Source organism: Luteimonas arsenica, assembly GCF_004352825.1.
GTDB classification, from domain to species: Bacteria; Pseudomonadota; Gammaproteobacteria; order Xanthomonadales; family Xanthomonadaceae; genus Luteimonas; species Luteimonas arsenica.
Genome location: NZ_SJRW01000001.1, coordinates 1,600,043 through 1,614,300, shown reverse-complemented (window position 1 = coordinate 1,614,300; position 14,258 = coordinate 1,600,043). Strand labels below are relative to the sequence as shown.

The window sequence follows — 14,258 nt, the reverse complement described above, 5'->3', positions numbered from 1 at the left end:
GGTGACCGGCCGCTGGCCATGGCTGCGCGTGCTGGCCCCGCGCGGCCCGTTTGTTCGAGGTTCCGACATCGCGCAAACCATTGATTTCCTGCGGAAACGGGCGGGAAATCAACGGCTGTTTGTGATAGAATCCCCGGGTTCTGCCGAGGTGCGCGCGCAGCGTGCCGGAGCAGTGTCCCGAACCACTTCGAAAGGGTCGCAATGGCCGAGCTCGCCAAGGAAATCATCCCGGTCAACCTCGAGGACGAGATGCGCCGCAGCTACCTCGATTACGCCATGAGCGTGATCGTGGGGCGCGCGCTCCCCGACGTCCGCGACGGACTCAAGCCGGTGCACCGTCGCGTCCTGTTCGCGATGAACGAGCTCGGCGCGCACAGCAACAAGCCCTATTACAAGTCGGCGCGCATCGTCGGTGACGTGATCGGTAAGTACCATCCGCACGGCGACCAGTCGGTGTACGACACGCTGGTCCGCATGGCGCAGCCGTTCTCGCTGCGCTACATGCTGGTCGACGGCCAGGGCAACTTCGGCTCCATCGACGGCGACTCCGCGGCGGCCATGCGTTACACCGAGGCGCGCATGTCGCGCCTCAGCCACGAGCTGATGGCCGACATCGACAAGGAAACCGTCGATTTCCAGCCCAATTACGACGAGAAGGAACTGGAGCCGACGGTCATGCCGACCCGGTTCCCGAACCTGCTGGTCAATGGTTCCGCCGGCATCGCGGTCGGCATGGCCACCAACATCCCGCCGCACAACCTGGGCGAGGTGGTCGATGCGCTGATCGCGCTGATCGACAACCCCGACATCGACATCGATGGCCTGATGGAATACATCCCGGGCCCGGATTTCCCCACCGGCGGCATCATCAACGGCGTCGGCGGCATCCACCTCGGCTACCGCACCGGCCGCGGCCGCGTGCGCATGCGCGCGAAGGCCGACATCGAGATCGCGGACAACGGCCGCGAGTCGATCATCGTCACCGAGATCCCCTACCAGGTGAACAAGGCGCGGATGATCGAGAAGATCGCCGAGCTGGTGAAGGAGAAGAAGCTCGAGGGCATCAGCGAGCTGCGCGACGAGTCCGACAAGGACGGCATGCGCATCTACATCGAGGTCAAGCGCGGCGACTCCGCCGAGGTGGTGCTGAACAACCTCTACCAGCAGACCCAGATGGAGTCGGTGTTCGGCATCAACATGGTGGCCCTGGTCGACGGCCGCCCGAAGCTGCTGAACCTCAAGGACTTCCTGGAAGCCTTCGTGCGCCACCGCCGCGAGGTGGTCACGCGCAGGACGATCTTCGAGCTGCGCAAGGCGCGCAACCGCGCCCACATCCTGGAAGGCCTGACGGTCGCTCTCGCCAACATCGACGAGATGATCGAGCTGATCAAGACCTCCGAGAACCCGCAGGAAGCCAAGGAGCGCATGCTCGCGCGCACCTGGCAGCCGGGCCTGGTCGGCGCGCTGCTGGGCGCGGCCGGCGCCGAGGCCTCGCGCCCCGAAGACCTGCCCGCGGGCGTCGGCCTGCTCGCCGACGGCTACCAGCTCACCGAAGTCCAGGCCCAGCAGATCCTGGAAATGCGCCTGCACCGCCTGACTGGCCTGGAGCAGGAGAAGCTGACCGAGGAATACAAGCTGCTGCTGGACACCATCCGCGGCCTGATCGAGATCCTGGAGGATCCCGAAGTGCTGCTGGAGGTGATCCGCACCGAGCTGCGCAACGTAAAGGACGAGTTCGGCGACGCGCGCCGCAGCGAGATCCGGGCCAGCGAGGAAGACCTCGACATCCTCGACCTGATCGAGCCCGAGGACGTGGTGGTGACCGTGTCCCAGGCCGGCTACGCCAAGCGCCAGCCGGTCAGCGCCTACCGCGCGCAGAAGCGCGGCGGCCGCGGGCGTAATGCCGCCGCCACCCGCGACGAGGACTTCATCGCGCACCTGTGGCTGGTCAATACGCACGACACGCTGCTGGCCTTCACCAGTCGTGGCCGCGTGTTCTGGCTGCCGGTGCACCAGTTGCCCGAAGCCGGCGCCAACGCGCGCGGCCGCCCGCTGGTGAACTGGATGCCGCTGGAGGAGGGCGAGAAGGTCCAGGCCGTGCAACCGGTGCGCGAGTACCGCGAGGACCAGTACGTGTTCTTCGCCACCCGCCGCGGCACGGTCAAGAAAACCCCGCTGACCGAATTCGCCTATCGCCTGGCGCGCGGCAAGATCGCGATCAACCTGGAAGAGGGCGATGCCCTGGTCGGCGCCGAGCTGACCGACGGCAGCCGCGACATCATGCTCTTCGCCAGCAACGGCAAGGCCGTGCGCTTCGACGAGTCGGCGGTGCGCGCCATGGGCCGCACGGCGACCGGCGTGCGCGGCATCCGCCTGGCCAGCGGCGAATCGGTGGTCAGCCTGATCGTGGCCGAACCCGCCGCCAGCGCCGAGGAGTTCGAGGGCGACGACGAGGCCATGCCCGCGTCCGCCGAGGGCGTCGAGCAGGGCGAACGCGACGGCGAACCGGACGCCTACGTCCTGACCGCCACCGCCAACGGCTACGGCAAGCGCACGCGCCTGGCGGAGTACCCGCGCAAGGGCCGCGGCACCCAGGGCGTGATCGGCATCCAGACCACCGAGCGCAACGGCGCCCTGGTGGCCGCAGTGCTGCTCAGCCGCGAGGACGAGGTGCTGCTGATCTCCGACGGCGGCACCCTGGTGCGGACCCGCGCCGCCGAGGTCTCGGTGGTGAGCCGCAACACCCAGGGCGTGACCCTGATCCGGCTGGGCGAAGGCGAGCGACTGCAGGCGATCGAGCGCGTCGACGGTTCGATCGGCAACGGTGACGAGGGCGAAGGCCAGGACGATGGCGCGGACTCCGCCGCCAATGGCGACGCCGCTCCGGGCGAAGCCACGACCGACTGAGCCCGGCATGCGGCCGGCGTCCATTGACGCCGGCCGGTTCGCACCCGCAGGCCTGCCACCGCGAAACGGCGCGGCATCCGCCGACCCCGTTCCGCGTCGTCGCGCGTTGTCGTCCAGGCTGCCGGCGCTCCTATACTGCCGGCTACTCCTGAGGGGCACCGGCAATGAAGGGAATCGACCGATCGATCGGGCTGCGGCTGCTTGCCGTGGGCGTCATGCTCGTGGCCGCGCTGCTGGCGGGCTGCAAGCGCAACGAGGGCGGGCAGCTGCCGACGCCCGGGGGCGAGGCCATCGTCGCCGAACGCGCGACCGTGGAAGGCTTCGGCCTGGTCCGCGCCTGGCCCGACCAGAGTGAGGGTTCGCTGTCGGTGGCGGTCGAGTTCTCGCAGCCGCTGGTGGGCACCCAGGACTTCGACCGGCTGCTGACCTTCGCCGAGCCGGTGGGCGAGGACAGCAGCTGGAGCCTGGATGACGAGGGGAAGGTGCTGCGCTTCCCCTTCGCCGAGGCCGACCGCGAGTACACGCTGCGCATTTCCGCCGCGCTCACCGCCGCCGACGGCAGCACCCTGGGCCGCGACATCGAGCAGAAGGTCTACACCGGCGAACTGAAGCCCGCCGCGGGCTTCGCCTCCCAGGGCAGCGTGCTGCCGGCGCGGGAGTCGCGCGGGCTGCCGGTGGTCTCGGTGAACGTGGCCGAAGTCGACGTCGAGTTCCTGCGCGTGCGCGAATCCGATCTGCCGCGCTTCTTCACCGAGTACCAGCGCGGCGGGCGCCGCAGCAGCTGGGAGCTGGACAACGACTATCGCCAGAGCCGCAGCATCACGCGCATGGCCGAACCGGTCTACGTGAACCGCTTCGTGCTCGGCGGCGAGCGCAACGAGCGTGCGGTCACCTACCTGCCGCTGCAGGACATCGCCGAGCTGCAGCAGCCGGGCCTGTACTTCGCCACGATGAAACGCGCCGGCAGCTTCGACGGCATGTACGACACCGCGTTCTTCAGCGTCAGCGACATCGGCCTGCACGTGCGCGCCTATGCCGACCAGCTGTTCGTGCACACGGCCTCGCTGCAGGGCGGCGGGGCGCTGGGCGGGGTCGAACTGAAGGTGCTGGGCAAGGACGGCGCGCCGGTGTTCAAGGCCCAAACCGACGGCAACGGCAATGCCGTGCTCAACCACAGGCTGGACGCTGCGCAGGTGCTGGTCGCCACCCGCGGCAGCGATGTCTCGCTGCTGCCGTTCAACCAGCCCGCGCTGGACCTGTCCGAGTTCGCGGTGGCGGGGCGCAGGCAGGCCTGGTTCGAGGTTTTCGCGTGGTCGGGACGCGACCTGTATCGCCCGGGCGAGACGGTCCGGGTCTCGGCCCTGCTGCGCGACGCCGACGGCAGGCCGGTGCCGGCCGCGGCCGACGGCAAGGCGCAGCCGCTGTTCGCGCGCCTGAAGCAGCCCGACGGCAAGGTGTTCGTGGAATCGCGCCTGGAAGCGGGCGCGCAGGGCTACTACCGCTTCGAGAAGGAGATCCCGGCCGAAGCACCGACCGGCCGCTGGCAGGTCGAGTTCCGCACCGACCCGGCCAGCAAGGACGTGGTCCAGGGCATGGACCTGCGCATCGAGGAGTTCCTGCCCGAGCGCATGAAGCTCGAGCTGGAAAGCCCGCAGGCGCGCCTGGCCAAGGGCGACCAGCTGCGTATGGACGTCACCGGTGCCTACCTCTACGGCGCGCCGGCCGCGGGCAACCGCTTCACCGCGCGCCTGGCGGTGGCGGTGGAGCAGCATCCGCTGGAGTCGCTGCCGGGCTGGTTCTTCGGCGACCCGACGGTGCAGCTGCCGCGCGAAGCGAAGGACGTGGTCGATACCGTGCTGGATGACGCCGGCAAGCTCGCGCAGACGCTGCCGCTGCCCGCCGAAGTGCGCGGCGACACGCCGGTGTCGGTGGTGGTGGCCGGCAGCCTGTACGAAAGCGGCGGCCGCACCGTCAACCGCAGCCTGAAGCGCGTGCTGTGGCCGGCCGATGCCCTGGTCGGCGTGCGCCCGCTGTTCGACGACAAGGAGGGCAGCGACGCGAACGCCCGGGCGGGCTTCGAGATCCTGCGCGTGGATGCGGACGGCAAGCCGCGGCCACTGGCGGGGCTCGAGCTCAAGCTGGTGCGCGAGCGCCGTGACTACCATTGGAATTTCGACGAGGACGGCGGCTGGAGCTACAGCCACACCAGCCGGTTCGAGGTGGTCGAGACCCGCAGCCTGGACGCCGGGGCGTCGGCCGCCCGCGTCGATTTCCCGGTGGAGTGGGGCGGCTACCGGCTGGAGGTGCGCGATCCGGACACCGGCCTGGTCACCCGCTATCCCTTCAATGCCGGCTGGAGCTGGGACGACGACAACCGCGGCCTCGACGCCCGCCCCGACAAGGTCAAGCTGGCGCTCGACCGCACCGGCTACCGCGCCGGCGACACCCTGGAAGTGACGGTCACGCCGCCGCACGCGGGCAAGGGCCTGCTGCTGGTGGAAAGCGACAGGCTGCTCCATGTGCAGGCGATCGACGCGCGCGCCGGCAGCACGTTCAAGGTGCCGGTGACCGAAGACTGGGAGCGCCACGACGTCTACGTGACCGCCCTGGTGTTCCGCGGTGGCAGCGCCACCAGCAAGGTGACCCCGGCGCGCGCGGTCGGCGTGGCCCACGTGCCGATGGCGCGCGGCGACCGCCGCGTGGCGGTCGGCCTGTCGCTGCCGAAGCAGGCGAAGCCCGACGAGACCCTGCGGGTGACGCTTGCCGTGCCGGCGCTGGCCGGGAAGACCGCGCACGCGACCGTGTCCGCGGTGGACGTCGGCATCCTCAACATCACCCGCTATCCGGTGCCCGACGCCAACCGCCACTTCTTCGCGCAGCGGCGCCTGGGCGTGGACGCCTATGACGTCTATGGCCGGGTGATCGAGAGCCTGGATGGCGGCACCGCGCGCCTGCGTTTCGGCGGCGACCAGGGTCTGGAAGCACTGCCGCAGGCGCGGCGCCCGACCGCGCGCGTGCAGACCGTCGACCTGTTCTCGGGCCCGGTGAAGCTCGACGCGAAGGGCAATGCCACGGTCGAGTTCACGCTGCCCGATTTCAACGGCACCCTGCGCGTGTCCGCCCTGGTGTTCGGCGACGAGGCCTATGGCAACCGCGACAGCGAACTGCTGGTGCGCGCGCCGCTGGTGGCCGAGGCCAGCATGCCGCGGGTGATGGCGCCGGGCGACCGCGCCACGGTCACGCTCGACCTGTCCAACTTCACCGGCAAGGCCGGCGACTTCCGCGTGCGCGTGGAGGGCGTCGGGCCGCTGCGGGTGGAGGAGGGCACGCGCGAGGCGAAGCTGGCCGTCGACGGCCGCTCGACCCTGTCCTTCCCGCTGCGCGCGCTGGATGGCCACGACGTCGGCAAGGTGCGCGTGCGCGTCGATGGCCCGGGCGTTGCGGTCGATCGCAGCTACGAGCTGCCGGTGCGCGCACCCTGGCCGCAGGTGCTGCGCTCGCGCAGCCAGGTGCTCGATCCGCTGGCGCCGGTGGTGCTTGATCCGGCGCTGGCCGAGGGCCTGCTGCCGGGATCGGTGAACGCACGCCTGGGCCTGAGCGCGACGCCGCCGATCGCCTTCGCCGCCGCGCTCGAGGGCGCGCTGCGCTATCCCTACGGCTGCGCGGAACAGACCGCCAGCAAGGGCTATGCGGCGCTGGTGCTCGACGCGCCGACTGCAGCGTCCTGGGGCATGACGCCGCTGCCTGGCGACAGCCGCCAGCGGCGCATGGAGGGCGCGCTGGGCAGGCTGGCCGCGCTGCAGGCCAGCTCGGGCCACTTCAGCATGTGGGGCGGCAGCGGCGGCACCGAGCCGACCCTCACCCCGTACATCGCCGAGTTCATGCTCGACGCGCGCGAGGCCGGCTTCGACGTGTCCGAGGCGATGCTGCAGCGGACGCTGTCGCGCCTGTCCGAGGATCTGCTGTCCGACGGCCAGCAGTTCTACGGCCGCGACAATCGCAGCCACCTGCGCGTGGCCTACAAGGCCCATGCCGGCTACGTGCTGGCGCGCGTGAACCGCGCGCCGCTGGGCACCCTGCGCGCGCTGTACGACAACGATCGTGGCGCCGCGCGCAGCGCCATGCCCCTGGCCCACCTTGGGCTTGCGCTGTCGCTGCAGGGCGACGCCACGCGCGGCAACAAGGCCCTGGACGAAGCCTTCGCCTGGAAGGGCGACCGCCCCGGCTGGCTGGGCGACTACGGCACGCCGCTGCGCGACGCCGCGCTGATGCAGGCCCTGGCGCGCAAGCATGACCTGGCCACGCCGCAGCGCACGGCGGGGCTGCGCGGGGTCGGCGCCGAGCTGGACGCCCGTCGCAAGGCGCGCTGGTTCTACCTGAGCACGCAGGAACAGGCAGCGATCGCGCGTCTGGGCCGCGAGCTGGGCGGAACCGCCGGCAAGACCTTCACCGGCAGCCTGACCGAGGCCGGCGTGCAGGAAACGCTGGAGCCGATGCGCCGCTTCTCGCGCAGCTATGGCCACGCGGCGATGGCGGCCGGCGTCCGCCTGGTGCCGCAGGGCGAGGCGCCGCTGTACGCGAGCATGGACGTGGCCGGCATCCCGCGCACGGCGCCCGCGCCCGACGACAGCGTGCTGCGCGTCGAGCGCCGCTGGTACACCACCGACGGCAAGGCCTGGACGCCGCGCCCGCTGCGCGAGGGCGAGGCGCTGGTGGCGCGGGTCACCCTGACCGCCGACCGTGCCATGCCCGACGCCCTGCTCACCGAACTGCTGCCGGCGGGGCTGGAGGTCGAGAACATGAACCTCGGTGATGCCTCGGCCTGGGCCGACGTGGTGGTCGGCGGTATCCGCCTGAGCGACCGCGGCAACGCGGCCGAGCTGCTGCACGAGGAATTCCGCGACGACCGCTACGTCGCCGCGATCAAGCTCGACGCGGGCCGCGCGGCCGACGTGTTCTACCTGGTGCGCGCGGTGACGCCTGGCGAGTACACGGTGCCGCCGCCGCTGGCCGAGGACATGTACCGTCCCGAGCTGCGCGGCGTCGGCCGCGCGGTGCCGGAGCGCCTGACGGTGGTGCAGCCGTGACCATTCCAGCAGGAGCGGCGGTGGCCGCGCTGACGTCCCGGCGGACCGCTGCCGCCGGCCGTCCTCCGCGGCTGGCTTGTGGAGGACACCGCACTGATGGTCCGGGGCGCTCCCGTCGCTGAACCGGCCGGCGCCGCGACCGTACTTCCGGCCGACGGCGCCGCTCGCAACGGGTGGCTGCGTCGGCGTGCTCCGGCGCTCCTGCGCTGGAGCACGGTGGCGCTGCTGCTGTCACTGCTTGCGCTCGACCTGGTGTTCCCGCCGCCCCTGCCGGAAGCCCGCGACCACGCCACCCTGGTCACCGCCCGCGACGGCACCCCGCTGCGCGCCTTCGCCGATGCCGATGGCGTGTGGCGCTATCCGGCGTCCGAGGCCTCGGTCTCACCGCTCTACGTCGAAGCCCTCCTGGCCTACGAAGACCGTTGGTTCCGCCGCCATCCCGGCGTGAACCCCGTGGCCCTGCTGCGCGCCGCGCGGCAGGCGGCCACGAGCGGTCGCATCGTCTCCGGCGGATCGACCCTGACCATGCAGGTCGCGCGCATCCTCGAGCCGCATCCGCGCACCTTGCCGGGGAAGCTGCGCCAGATGCTGCGCGCGATCCAGCTCGAGGCGCACCTGTCCAAGGACGAAATCCTGACGCTCTACCTCGAGCGCGCGCCCTTCGGCGGCACCATCGAGGGCGTCGAGGCGGCGAGCTGGGCCTACCTCGGCAAGCCGGCGGCGCGGCTTTCGCACGCCGAGGCCGCGCTGCTGGCGGTGCTGCCGCAGGCACCGACGCGCCTGCGCCCCGACCGCGAGCCCGAGGCCGCGAGGCGCGCGCGCGACAAGGTGCTCGAACGCATGGTCGCGAGCGGCCGCTGGAGCCGCGCCGACGTCGACGACGCGCTGATCGAGCCCGTGGTCGCGCGCGCCCTGCAGCCGCCGCTGTCGGCCGCGCTCCTCGCCCAACGCCTGCGCGCGCGCGATCCGCACGCCGAGCGCATCGAATCCACCATCGACGCCGCCCTGCAGCGCACCCTTGAAGAGCGCCTGACGGCCTACGTCAGCCAGCTGCCGGAACGCACCTCGGCCGCGCTGCTGGTGGTCGACAACGAGCGCATGGAGGCGCGCGCCTACCTCGGCACCGCGGCCTTCGGCGACGCCGCGCGCCTGGGCCACGTAGACATGGTGCGCGCCTGGCGCTCGCCGGGCTCCACGCTCAAGCCCTTTGTCTACGGCATGGCGCTCGATGATGGCCTGGTGCATTCGCAGAGCCTGCTGCTGGATGCGCCGCAGTCCTTCGGTGGCTACCGCCCGGGCAACTTCGATGCGGCATTCAACGGCCCGGTGTCGGTGGCCGATGCGCTGCGCCTGTCGCTCAACGTGCCCGCGGTCGACCTGCTGGACCGGGTCGGCCCGGCACGCTTCGCGGCGCGCCTGGATCATGCCGGCATCGGCCTGCGCTTCCCGCGCGGCACCCGGCCCAACCTCACTTTGATCCTGGGCGGCACCGGCGCGCGCCTGGAAGACCTGGTCGGCGCCCACGCGGCGCTGTCGCGCGGCGGCATCGCGGGTCGCGTGCGCTACGCGGCGGATGATCCAGTGGTCGACCGCCGCCTGCTGTCGCCGGGTTCGGCCTGGGTCGTGCACGAGATCCTGGCCGCCAATCCGCGCCCGGGCGAGCGCGCCGACACCTTCGACACCGGCCGCCGCCAGCGCGTGGCCTGGAAGACCGGCACCAGCTACGGCTATCGCGACGCCTGGGCGCTGGGCACCACGCGGCGCTACACGGTGGGGGTGTGGGTGGGGCGTCCCGACGGCACGCCGCTGCCGGGCCAGTACGGGGCGGTGACCGCGCTGCCGCTGCTGTTCGAGGTCTTCGACAGCCTGCCGCAGCGCGCCGGTGACGGCGCGCGCCTGCCGCAGCCGGCGAGCGTGTCGGGGCGCACGGTGTGCTGGCCGCTGGGAACGGCGCTGGAAGACCAGCCGGAGGACGCCTGCCGGCGGCGGATGGACGCCTGGGTGCTCGACGGCGCGGTGCCGCCCACGCTGCCCGAGCGCGAGGCCCGCAGCTGGAGCGCGGGCCTGGAGCGGATCGAAGTGGACGCGACCAGCGGCCGCCGGCTTTCCGCCGACTGTTCGGCCGCGCATGAGCGCGAGCCGCGCCACATCGCACGCTGGCCGGCGCTGGCCTCGCCCTGGCTGGGAGCCGCCGACCGTGCCGCCGCGCGCCTGCCGCCGCTGGCGCCGGACTGCGCCGACGACGGCCGCGGCGCCGCCCTGGCCCTGCGCATCGAGGGCGTCAACGATGGCGCGCTGCTGCTGCGCGCACCCGGATCTGCAAAACCGCCGCGGCTGGCCCTGCGCGCGGTCGGCGCCGAGGGCGAGGTGCAGTGGCTGCTCAACGGCCGCCTGGTCGGGCGCACCCGCGGTGGCCAGCCGCTGTGGCGCGAATTTCCCGAGGCTGGCCGCCAGCAGTTGACGGCCCTGGCCGAGGGCGGCGCCTGGGCCAGCCTGGCCTTCGACGTCGCCCCCTGAGTGGCCGGCGGGAGACCCGTCGGCCGGAGAAACCTCAGATCGCGCCGAGCACGTGCTCGGCCGACGACACCTTGAATTCGCCCGGCGCCTCGACGAACAGCTGCTTGACCACGCCGTCCTCGGCGTAGAGCGCGAAGCGCTTGCTGCGCAGGCCCATGCCGAAGGCGGCGGCATCCATCTCCAGGCCGAGCGCGCGGGCGAAATCGCCGTTGCCGTCGGAGAGCATGCGCAGGCCCTCGGGAACGTGCTGGCTCTCGCCCCAGGCCTGCATCACGAAGGGATCGTTGACCGCCATGCAGGCGACTTCGATGCCGCGTTCGCGGAACTCGTCGAAGCGCTCGACGAAGCCGGGCAGGTGGCGCTCGGAACAGGTGGGCGTGAACGCGCCGGGCACCGCGAACAGCACCACGTTCTTGTGCGCGAACAGGGTCGGGGTGTCGATGGTCTGCACGCCGTCGTCGATGTACTTCAGGGTCACTTCGGGAATGGCGTCGCCGGTCTGGATGGGCATGGGGGCTCCGTGTGGTCGGGGGCGGCCGGGATCGACCACCGCAGGCGCATGGTGCCACGCCGCGGTGGTGGGGGCTTGCCTTGCGCCGCATCGCCCCGATATTGCTAACCTGCCGCGGCCGGCGCTCCGCCCCCGCCGCGCGACGCGAGTGGAGAACGCATGCAGTTCAAGGACTACTACGCCATCCTGGGCGTCGAGCCCAGCGCCGGCGACGCCGAGATCAAGACCGCCTACCGGCGACTGGCGCGCAAGTACCATCCCGACGTCAGCAAGGAGTCCGACGCCGAGGACCGTTTCAAGGCCGTGAACGAGGCCTACGAGGCGCTGCGCGACCCCGAGCGCCGCAAGGCCTACGACCAGCTGCGCAACCGGGGCTACCGTCCCGGCGACGACATCCATCCGCCGCCGGGTGGCTTCGGCGGCAACGGTGCCGGCCCGGGCTTCGACTTCGAGGAGGTCTTCGGCGGCGGCAACGGCGGTGGCGGCGGCTTCAGCGACTTCTTCGAAAGCCTGTTCCGGCGCCAGGCGCAGCAGCGCGGTGGCCCGGGCTTCGGCACGCCGCCGCGCGGCGACACCCGCGCGCGCCTGGTGGTGCCGCTGGACACGGTGCACAAAGGCGGCGCCATGCGCATCGCGGTCAGCGGCCGCACGCTGGAGGTGAAGGTGCCGCGCGGGATCCGCCCGGGGCAGGTGATACGTCTGGCGGGGCAGGGCGAAGCCGGCGGCAACCTGCTGCTCGAAGTCGAGTACGCCACCGACGCGCGCTTCGAGGTCGACGGCCGCAACATCCTGTACGCGCTCGAGGTGGCGCCCTGGGAGGCGGCGCTGGGCGCCAGCGTCAGCGTGCCGACGCTGGGCGGCACGGTGGAGCTGAAGGTGCCGGCCGGCTCCGAGGCCGGTCGCCGGCTGCGCCTGCGCGGCCGCGGCCTGCCGGGCAGCGGCGGCCAGGCCGATGGCGACCAGATCGTGGAGCTGGAGGTGCAGGCCCCGGCGCCGCGCGACGACGCGCAGAAGGCCGCCTACGAGGCCCTGCGCGATGCGTTTTCCGGGGAGTGGCGGCGGCGCTGAGGCGCCGCGCAGGGCTCAGGCCGCGGTCGGCGGCGAGGGTTCGCCGGCGATCGCCTTGCTGATCGTTTCCGACAGTTCGACGTCGCTGAACGGCTTGGTGATGTAGGCGCGCGCGCCCTGGCGCATGCCCCAGACCTTGTCGGTCTCCTGGTCCTTGGTGGTCACCAGGATCACCGGGATGTGCTTGGTGCTGGGATCGCGGGTGATCGAGCGCGTGGCCTGGAAGCCGTTGAGGTTCGGCATCACCACGTCCATCAGGATGAGGTCCGGCAGCTCGCGCTTGGCGGCCTCGACGCCGGCGGCGCCGTCTTCGGCGATCAGCGCCTCGTGGCCCAGGCTCTCCACGATGCGGCGGATGCCCATCAGCTGCGACGGCGAATCGTCGACGATCAGGATGCGCGCCATGTTGTCCCCCATTCAAGTCGGGCTGATTGTAACGGGCGTGGACGGCCCTGCAAACGGGCGCCCGACGTCGTCACAGCGTGACCAGCGTACGCCCCAGCGAGCCGCCTGCAAGCATGCTTTCGAAGACCCCTGGCAGCCCTTCCAGGTCGACTTCGCGGGTGCAGATGCGGTCGAGGTGGCGCGGCTTCCAGTCGGTCGCCAGGCGCCGCCAGACCTCGTCGCGGATGTCGCGCGCGGTGCCGGCCGAGGCCACGCCCAGCAGTGACACGCCGCGGATGATGAAGGGCATCACGGTGGCGGGCAGGTCGTGACTGGCCGCCAGCCCGGCGCTGGCGACGTTGCCGTAGGGCGTGGTCTGCGCCAGCAGGCTGGCCAGCATTGCGCCGCCGACGTTGTCGAGGCCGCCGCCGAAGCGCGCGGACTCCATCGGGCGGGTGGTGGCGAGCGCGTCGCGGCCGATGACTTCGCTTGCGCCGATGCCTTTCAGGTAATCGGCCTGTTCGGGCTTGCCGCTGACCGCGTGCACCTCGTAGCCGGCGCTGGAGAAGATGTCGACGGCCAGCGAGCCGACGCCGCCGGTGGCACCGGTGACTGCCAGCGGTCCGAGTCCCGGGTGCTGGCGGTTCTCGACCATGCGCAGCAAAGCGAGCGCCGCGGTGAAGCCGGCGGTGCCGAGGATCATCGACTCGCGCAGCGACAGCCCGGCGGGCAGCTTCACCGCCCACTTCGATTCCACGCGTGCGTATTCGGAATAGCCGCCGTCGCGGGTTTCGCTGAGGCCGGAGCCGGTGACCAGCACTTCGTCGCCTTCCCTGAAGGCAGGGTCGGTCGACGCAACCACGTGACCTGCGACGTCGATGCCGCCGACCAGTGGGAAGCGGCGCAGGATCTTGCCCTTGCCGGTGCCGGCCAGCGCGTCCTTGAAGTTGACCGAGGAGTACGCGGTGCGCAGCACCACTTCGCCCGGTGCCAGGTCGTCGATGCCGAGCTCCTCGAGGCCGGCGCGGTAGCCGGCGTCGTCGCTGTGGATGCGGAATGCGCGGAACGCGTGGGGGATGCTCATGCCGTTTCTCCATTGACCGCCTTGGTCGCGGTCCGCTGATTATCGGTGATACCGATTGCGATTCACCGCAGCTCGCGTCCGCGCTTCTCGTCGAGCCACTTCGAGGCCTGGGCGGGCTCGTAGCCGCGCATCCACTCGAGCATGGCGCCGATGTCCCGGCCCGTCCACAGGTCGTCGCGCTGGCCGGGGTGCAGGAAGCGCTCCTCGACCATGCGGTCCATCATCGCGACCAGCGGCTGGTAATAGCCCTCGACGTCGAGGATGGCGCAGGGCTTGGTGCCGATGCCGAGCTGGCGCCAGGTCAGCATCTCGACGATCTCCTCCAGCGTGCCGAAGCCGCCGGGCAGGGCCACGAAGCCGTCGGCGAGGTCGAACATGCGCGACTTGCGCTCGTGCATCGAGCCGACGACTTCGAGCTCGGTCAGGCCCAGGTGCGCCACTTCCATGTCCACCAGCTGCTTCGGGATCACCCCGGTCACCTCGCCTCCGGCGGCGAGCACGGCGTCGGCCACGGTGCCCATCAGGCCGATGTTGCCGCCGCCGTAGACCAGGCGGATGCCGTCGCGGGCCATGCGCGTGCCCAGGTCGATCGCCTGCGCCGCATAGGCGGGGTTGGCGCCGCTGTTGGAACCGCAGTAGACGCAGAGGCTCTTCATTATCGGGGCACCTCGATCATGGATCCGGAAAGGACGACGCCGGG

At 71.5% G+C, this 14,258-nt stretch carries 8 protein-coding genes; 4 read left to right on the top strand and 4 right to left on the bottom strand.

All coding sequences use genetic code 11. The annotated features are described in order from the left end of the window. Positions 1-201 precede the first annotated feature (201 nt). From gyrA to pbpC, 3 genes are all read left to right on the top strand, one after another. Positions 202-2,907, top strand: a complete 2,706-nt coding sequence (gene gyrA, locus E2170_RS07345) for a DNA gyrase subunit A (protein WP_132999906.1) — start codon at positions 202-204, stop codon at positions 2,905-2,907. A 164-nt stretch (positions 2,908-3,071) separates the two neighbouring features. Continuing rightward, entirely contained in the window at positions 3,072-7,994 is a 4,923-nt protein-coding gene (locus tag E2170_RS07340; RefSeq protein ID WP_132999905.1) for an alpha-2-macroglobulin family protein, read from the top strand. A gap of 96 nt (positions 7,995-8,090) precedes the next feature. Further along, positions 8,091-10,511, top strand: coding sequence for a penicillin-binding protein 1C (pbpC, locus tag E2170_RS07335; RefSeq protein WP_132999904.1), 2,421 nt, complete (start codon positions 8,091-8,093; stop codon positions 10,509-10,511). Between the two features lie 34 nt (positions 10,512-10,545). Here the strand turns inward: pbpC and E2170_RS07330 are convergent, their stop codons facing one another. After that, the gene (locus E2170_RS07330; RefSeq protein WP_132999903.1) at positions 10,546-11,022 is read right to left on the bottom strand and encodes a peroxiredoxin; all 477 of its coding nucleotides are present in this window, start codon (positions 11,020-11,022) and stop codon (positions 10,546-10,548) included. Between the two features lie 159 nt (positions 11,023-11,181). Between E2170_RS07330 and E2170_RS07325 the strand changes: the two genes are divergently transcribed. After that, entirely contained in the window at positions 11,182-12,090 is a 909-nt protein-coding gene (locus tag E2170_RS07325; protein ID WP_132999902.1) for a DnaJ C-terminal domain-containing protein, read from the top strand. 15 nt (positions 12,091-12,105) lie between these two features. On the opposite strand, the gene pilH is transcribed toward E2170_RS07325, so the two are convergent. The 3 genes from pilH to E2170_RS07310 form a co-directional block, all read right to left on the bottom strand. After that, positions 12,106-12,495, bottom strand: coding sequence for a twitching motility response regulator PilH (gene pilH / locus E2170_RS07320; protein ID WP_132999901.1), 390 nt, complete (start codon positions 12,493-12,495; stop codon positions 12,106-12,108). A 70-nt stretch (positions 12,496-12,565) separates the two neighbouring features. Next, positions 12,566-13,558 (bottom strand): YhdH/YhfP family quinone oxidoreductase, encoded by a 993-nt coding sequence (locus tag E2170_RS07315; RefSeq protein WP_132999900.1) that lies wholly within the window; start codon positions 13,556-13,558, stop codon positions 12,566-12,568. A 62-nt stretch (positions 13,559-13,620) separates the two neighbouring features. Continuing rightward, entirely contained in the window at positions 13,621-14,214 is a 594-nt protein-coding gene (locus E2170_RS07310; protein WP_132999899.1) for an LOG family protein, read from the bottom strand. Between the last annotated feature and the right edge of the window lie 44 nt (positions 14,215-14,258).

Excerpts from the sequence above, each read along its gene's own strand:
- gyrA (WP_132999906.1), top strand. The coding sequence starts at position 202 with ATGGCCGAGCTCGCCAAGGAAATCATCCCGGTCAACCTCGAGGACGAG.
- E2170_RS07340 (WP_132999905.1), top strand. The coding sequence starts at position 3,072 with ATGAAGGGAATCGACCGATCGATCGGGCTGCGGCTGCTTGCCGTGGGC.
- pbpC (WP_132999904.1), top strand. The coding sequence starts at position 8,091 with ATGGTCCGGGGCGCTCCCGTCGCTGAACCGGCCGGCGCCGCGACCGTA.
- E2170_RS07330 (WP_132999903.1), bottom strand. The coding sequence starts at position 11,022 with ATGCCCATCCAGACCGGCGACGCCATTCCCGAAGTGACCCTGAAGTAC.
- E2170_RS07325 (WP_132999902.1), top strand. The coding sequence starts at position 11,182 with ATGCAGTTCAAGGACTACTACGCCATCCTGGGCGTCGAGCCCAGCGCC.
- pilH (WP_132999901.1), bottom strand. The coding sequence starts at position 12,495 with ATGGCGCGCATCCTGATCGTCGACGATTCGCCGTCGCAGCTGATGGGC.
- E2170_RS07315 (WP_132999900.1), bottom strand. The coding sequence starts at position 13,558 with ATGAGCATCCCCCACGCGTTCCGCGCATTCCGCATCCACAGCGACGAC.
- E2170_RS07310 (WP_132999899.1), bottom strand. The coding sequence starts at position 14,214 with ATGAAGAGCCTCTGCGTCTACTGCGGTTCCAACAGCGGCGCCAACCCC.